Consider the following 5,697-nt stretch of genomic DNA (forward strand, 5'->3'; position numbering starts at 1 on the left):
CGCGGGCGGTGTGCTCGAAGCCACGCTGGCCGCGATGGAGGGGATCGGCGCGCGTCTGGCGGGCGCGACCGCCGTGGTCGGACCCTGCATCGCGCAGGTCAGTTACGAGGTCGGGACGGACATGCGCGATGCCGTGATCGCGGCCGACGGGCGGGCCGAGGATTTTTTCATGCCGGCCATGCGTGCGGCGCATTTCCGGTTCGACCTCGCCGGCTATTGCGTGGACCGGCTGCGCCGCGCCGGCGCGGGCACGGCCATGGCGCTGGGCGTGGATACGCTGAGCGATGAGGTCCGCTTTTTCAGTCATCGGCGACGGACGCTGGCGGGCGGTGGGCAGATCGGACATCAGATATCGGCGGTGGCCGCGCATGGTTGAGGGGCGTTATGGGGGGGCGTGTGCCGGGCGTGCACTGCGCCTCGGGGTTGCTGCGATCCTGCTGGCGCTGCCCGGATGTATCGATATGCCGCATCCGTTCGCCGACCCCGGCGGAGCGGCGCGCAGTCTTGCCGCTCATCCGCCGCCGGCGCGCCTGTCGGTGCCGGTGCCGGTGCCACGCGACGCGTCGCTCGACGCCCCGGGCGCGCATGTCTGGGCCGAGGACGTGACGCACGCGCTTCTGGACCAGTCGGTGCCCGCGATCGTACAGGACCCTCGTCCGGGCGATTGGTGGCTGCGCCTGCGGACGGAGCGCACCGGTGGCCAGGTGGTGCCGGTATACAGCGTCATGACGCCGCAGGGCACCGTGCGGGGCGAGTGGCGCGGGTCACGCGTGCCGGAGGGCACGTGGCATGCCGCCACCAACGACATGATGATGCTGGCCGCGCAGGAGGCGGCGCCGCATGTGGCCGATGCCCTGACCGGTATCCAGGCCGACGTGATGGCGCATGACAAGTCCAGCCTGAAGAACCGGCCGGCGCGCGTGTGGTTCAAGGGCGTGACCGGGGCGCCGGGCGACGGCAATGCCGCGCTGGCGCGGTCGTTCGTCGCTGCGTTCCGCGACACGCGCGACCAGGTGCAGGACACGGCCAGGGGCGCGGATTTCACTGTCGTCTGCGTTGTGACCTTGTCCGACGGCCCGGCGGGCGCGGCACACAGTCCCATGCAGCATATTGAACTGACGTGGCGCGTGACCGATCCGCAGGGCAAGGAAGCGGGCGCGGCGACGCAGCTGCACGATATTCCGGCTCACTCCCTCGACCATGACTGGGGCGACGTGGCCGAAGCGGCGGCGACGGAGGCCGCGGGCGGGGTGCAGCAGATCATCGGGCGCTATTCGGGGCGCGACAACACCCCGTTGCCGCCGCCCGGTCTGGCCATTCCGGCGACCGCTGGGAAATGACGTCGCCGGGGGCGGGTGCGCGAAGTCGCTGCTTGTTTCGGGGGCAGACGGAGGATGACAGATTTGTGTCCTGTTGCTAGAACCCGCCCGCCGACCGGAAAATCCGCGCGGGCTGCGGATCGGGTCATGTGGGAATAACGCGCGCATGAAGATCGTCGCCTGTAACAGCAATCTGCCACTGGCCGAGGCCGTGGCCACCGAACTGCGCGTGCCGTTGTGCAACGTCACCGTCCGGCGCTTCGCCGACATGGAAGTCTTCGTGGAGATCCACGAGAATGTCCGCGGCGAGGACGTATTCGTGATCCAGAGCACCTGCTCCCCCACGAACGACAACCTGATGGAGCTGCTGATCATGCTCGACGCGCTGCGGCGCGCGTCGGCGCGGCGTATCACGGCGGTGATGCCGTATTTCGGCTATGCCCGTCAGGACCGCAAATCGGGCTCCCGCACGCCGATCAGCGCCAAGCTGGTGGCCAATATCCTGGTTGAGGCCGGGGCGAACCGGATCCTGACGATGGATCTGCACGCCATGCAGATCCAGGGATTCTTCGACATCCCGGTGGATAATCTTTACGCGGCACCGCTGTTCACGCGCGACATCATGGCCCGCCATGCGGAACGGCCGGTTATGATCGTGTCGCCCGACGTGGGCGGCGTCGTGCGTGCCCGCCAGTTGGCGCAGCGTCTGAACACCGATCTGGCGATCATCGACAAGCGGCGTGAGCGCGCGGGCGTGTCCGAGGTGATGAACGTCATCGGCGACGTGCGCGGCCGGTATTGCGTTCTGGTCGACGACATCGTCGACAGTGGCGGATCGCTCTGCAACGCGGCGCAGGCTGTGATCGACCAGGGGGCCGAGGCGGTCGAGGCATACGTCACCCACGGCGTGCTGACCGGTCAGGCCGTGCAGCGCGTGGGGGATTCCCCCCTGAAGATGCTGACGCTGACCGACAGCATTGCCGCGACCCCGGCGGTGATCGGTGCGCGAAACATCCGTCAGATCAGCACGGCGAACCTTTTGTCGCGCGCGATGCGGGCAGTCGCGGACGAAAGCTCTGTGTCCTCACTGTTCGACTAGCGGCGTCCGGTATTTGACCGCGTCCCGACCGGCGACCTATTGCTGAGGGACCGTCAACCGGAGATCAGCGCATGGTTCTGAACGCACGCCCCTACTGGTATCTGCGCCACGGCGAGACCGACTGGAATGCCGCCGGCCTGTCGCAGGGGCGAACGGACGTGCCGTTGAACGACAAAGGGCTGGAGCAGGCCCGCTCGGCGGGCGGTATTCTTGCCGGGCACTGGCATGACTATGCCCCGATCGCGCGCGTCGTCTCGTCCCCGCTGGGGCGTGCCTTGCGGACTGCCGAGATCGCGCGCGATGCGATCACCGCGGCCGGCGGCCCCGCGCTGGACATCACGACCGACCCCGGTCTGGCGGAGGTCTGCTTCGGGGAGCAAGAAGGCCAGCCGATGGGTGACTGGTACGATGCTTGGATCGCGGGCGAGTTCTGTCCAAGCGGCGCCGAACCGTTTGCCGATCTGCGCGACCGCGCTGTCGCCGCTGTCAACCGCGCGACGCATGGCGAGGGCGTCCCGCTGATCGTGTGTCATGGCGCCATGTTCCGTGCCCTGCGGTCGGCAATGGGTCTTGCGGCCAATGTGCGTCTGCCCAATGCCGTGCCGCTATTCCTGACGCCGGGCGAACCCTGGGCGCTGACACAGGTCGGATAGGGCGCGGCGGCGACCACGCGCTTTTCGGCGGCCACCGCGGAAAACCGAGGTAAAGATTGCGTTCTGCCGCGATTTCCGTTAAGTCGCGCGCTCGCACAGGCACCCCTGGAGGCCTGTGCCGATCAATCAGGAGCAGACAGTGACCGAATTCACGACCATTCAAGCTTCTTCGCGCGCGAAGGCTGGTAAGGGGGCAGCGCGCGCGACGAGGCGTGCCGGGCTGGTCCCCGCCGTCATCTATGGTGCCCGTCAGGACGCCGATCTCATTGCCCTGGATCCGCGCATCATCGTGCGCGAGATGCATCGTGGCGGCTGGCGTTCGCGCCTGTACGAGATCGATGCCGAAGGCACGAAGACGCACGCGCTGATGCGCGAAGTGCAGCTTCACCCCGTGACCGACGCGCCGATCCACGTTGATTTCCAGCGCCTTGCCGCTGGCGAGCGCGTGCACGTGACGGTGGCGATCACCTTCACCGGTGAAGACAAAGCCCCGGGCATCAAGCGCGGCGGTGTTCTGAACATCGTCCGTCACACGGTCGAGGTGATGGCTGATCCGGACAATATTCCGTCCGGGTTCGAGGTCGATCTGTCGGCGCTCGACATCCACGACAACGTGCGCTGGGACGATCTGAAGGGCACGCAGAGCGTGACCCCGCTGCTGCAGATCCCCAATTTCGTCATCGCGACGGTCGCGGCGCCGACCACCGACGACGAACAGACGCCGGCCGCCGAAGGCTGAGGTCTATGGCCCGGGTCGGCTTCGTGTCGGCCCGGGCCTTCCGCCTCATGATCGAGGCGCATGTTTCAGGTCAGAACAGAGAGAGACGATGTTGCTCTGGACCGGTCTCGGCAATCCTGAGCCGGGGATGAGGCGGCAACGTCACAATATCGGCTTCATGGCGGTCGATCGCATTGCCGAGCGCCATCACTTCAGCCCGTGGCGCAAGCGCTTTCGGGGCGAGGTGGCCGAGGGCATGATCGGACGGCACAAGATGCTGCTGCTCAAGCCCATGACCTATATGAACCGTTCGGGCGAAAGTGTTCAGGAAGCCCGGGCCTTCTACAAAATCGATGCGGGCGACATCACCGCGTTCCATGACGAGCTCGACCTCGCGCCCGGACGCGTGCGGGTGAAGCGCGGCGGTGGCGCTGCCGGCCATAACGGCCTGCGGTCGATGGACAGGATGATGGGCACCCCGGACTATGTCCGTGTGCGCCTGGGTATCGGCCATCCGGGCAGCAAGGACCGCGTGACGGGCCACGTGCTCGGGGATTTCGGGAAAACCGATCAGGACTGGCTGGCGTCCCTTCTGGATGCCGTGGCCGATGCCGCGACGATGCTGGCCGAGGGTCAGCCGGAACAGTTCATGACGAAAATCGCGCTGGAAATGGGAGACAAGGGCTGATGGGCTTTAACTGCGGCATTGTCGGTCTGCCGAATGTCGGCAAATCGACGCTGTTTAATGCGCTGACGGCCACGGCCTCGGCCCAGGCGGCGAATTATCCGTTCTGCACGATCGAGCCCAATGTCGGCCGCGTGGCCGTGCCGGACCCCCGCCTGTCGGCCCTGGCCGAGATCGGCAAGTCGCAGAAGATCCTGCCGACCAGCCTGGAATTCGTCGACATCGCGGGCCTTGTGCGCGGCGCGTCGAAGGGCGAGGGGCTGGGCAACCAGTTCCTGGCCAATATCCGCGAGGTGGATGCCATCATCCATGTGCTGCGCTGCTTCGAGGATGACGACGTCACGCACGTCGAGGGTGGCGTCGACCCGGTGCGCGACGCCGAGATCATCGAGACCGAGCTGATGCTGGCCGACCTTGATTCGCTGGAGAAGCGGATCGTGGCTCTGCAGAAAAAGGCGCGCGGCAACGACCGCGAGGCCGCGGCGCAGGTTGCGCTGATGGAGCCGCTGATCGCGACACTGCGCGAGGGCAGGCCAGCGCGGACGGCCGTGCCGGCGGGCGACGAAGCCGCCGCCGCCCGGTTGCAACTGATGACCACCAAGCCCGTGCTGTATGTCTGCAATGTCGAGGAGGCCTCGGCGGCCACGGGCAATCGCCATTCCGAGGCGGTGCGTGCGCGCGCGGAGGCCGAGGGAGCGGCTGTGGTCATCGTCTCCGCCGCGATCGAGGCCGAGGTCAGCCAGCTCGACGCCGAAGAACGCACCGAATTCCTCGAGGGGCTGGGACTGTCCGACAGCGGGCTGGATCGCGTCATCGCGGCCGGATATGCGCTGCTGGGATTGCGGACCTATTTCACGGTCGGCCCGAAGGAAACCCGGGCCTGGACGATTACGGACGGCACCAAGGCGCCACAGGCTGCAGCGGTCATTCACAATGACTTCGAGCGCGGATTCATCGCGTGTGAAACCGTCGCCTATGACGATTATATCCAGTACAAGGGCGAGGCGGGCGCCAAGGAGGCGGGCCGGATGCGCGTCGAGGGGCGCGAGTACGTCGTGCAGGATGGTGACGTGCTGCTGTTCCGCTTCAACGTCTGAACACAACGCAGCCACGGGAGGGTGACGATGAACATGCTGTCGAAACAGGATCAGTCCGCTCTCCCACCGATCGAGGGGCTGGCCCGCGCCGCCCGGGACGCCGCCCGCGCCCTGGCCCGCGCGTCG

Annotated in this window: 7 protein-coding genes; all 7 read left to right on the forward strand. The window is 67.1% G+C overall.

The genetic code is table 11. The features are described from left to right. Window positions 1-376 (forward strand): laccase domain-containing protein (locus tag HUK82_RS13925; RefSeq protein ID WP_176614534.1); only part of this gene is annotated, 376 nt, incomplete at its 5' end. After that, window positions 369-1,340 carry a hypothetical protein gene (locus HUK82_RS13930; protein ID WP_176614535.1) on the forward strand — a complete coding sequence of 324 codons (972 nt, stop codon included), beginning with the start codon at window positions 369-371 and terminating at the stop codon, window positions 1,338-1,340. The genes HUK82_RS13925 and HUK82_RS13930, both read left to right, overlap by 8 nt. A 145-nt stretch (window positions 1,341-1,485) precedes the next feature. Then, on the forward strand, window positions 1,486-2,418 hold the full coding sequence (locus tag HUK82_RS13935) for a ribose-phosphate pyrophosphokinase (RefSeq protein ID WP_176614536.1): 933 nt from the start codon (window positions 1,486-1,488) through the stop codon (window positions 2,416-2,418). A gap of 71 nt (window positions 2,419-2,489) precedes the next feature. Next, window positions 2,490-3,071 (forward strand): histidine phosphatase family protein, encoded by a 582-nt coding sequence (locus HUK82_RS13940; protein WP_176614537.1) that lies wholly within the window; start codon window positions 2,490-2,492, stop codon window positions 3,069-3,071. Between the two features lie 139 nt (window positions 3,072-3,210). After that, the gene (locus HUK82_RS13945; RefSeq protein WP_176614538.1) at window positions 3,211-3,810 is read left to right on the forward strand and encodes a 50S ribosomal protein L25/general stress protein Ctc; all 600 of its coding nucleotides are present in this window, start codon (window positions 3,211-3,213) and stop codon (window positions 3,808-3,810) included. 88 nt (window positions 3,811-3,898) lie between these two features. Continuing rightward, window positions 3,899-4,477, forward strand: coding sequence for an aminoacyl-tRNA hydrolase (pth, locus tag HUK82_RS13950; RefSeq protein WP_176614539.1), 579 nt, complete (start codon window positions 3,899-3,901; stop codon window positions 4,475-4,477). Next, window positions 4,477-5,571: a redox-regulated ATPase YchF gene (gene ychF, locus HUK82_RS13955; RefSeq protein WP_176614540.1), complete on the forward strand. Its 1,095-nt coding sequence runs from the start codon at window positions 4,477-4,479 to the stop codon at window positions 5,569-5,571. The genes pth and ychF overlap by 1 nt, the downstream gene beginning before the upstream one ends. Window positions 5,572-5,697: the final 126 nt, after the last annotated feature.

Origin of the sequence: Ameyamaea chiangmaiensis (assembly GCF_013376175.1) — a bacterium.
Classification (GTDB): Bacteria; Pseudomonadota; Alphaproteobacteria; order Acetobacterales; family Acetobacteraceae; genus Ameyamaea; species Ameyamaea chiangmaiensis.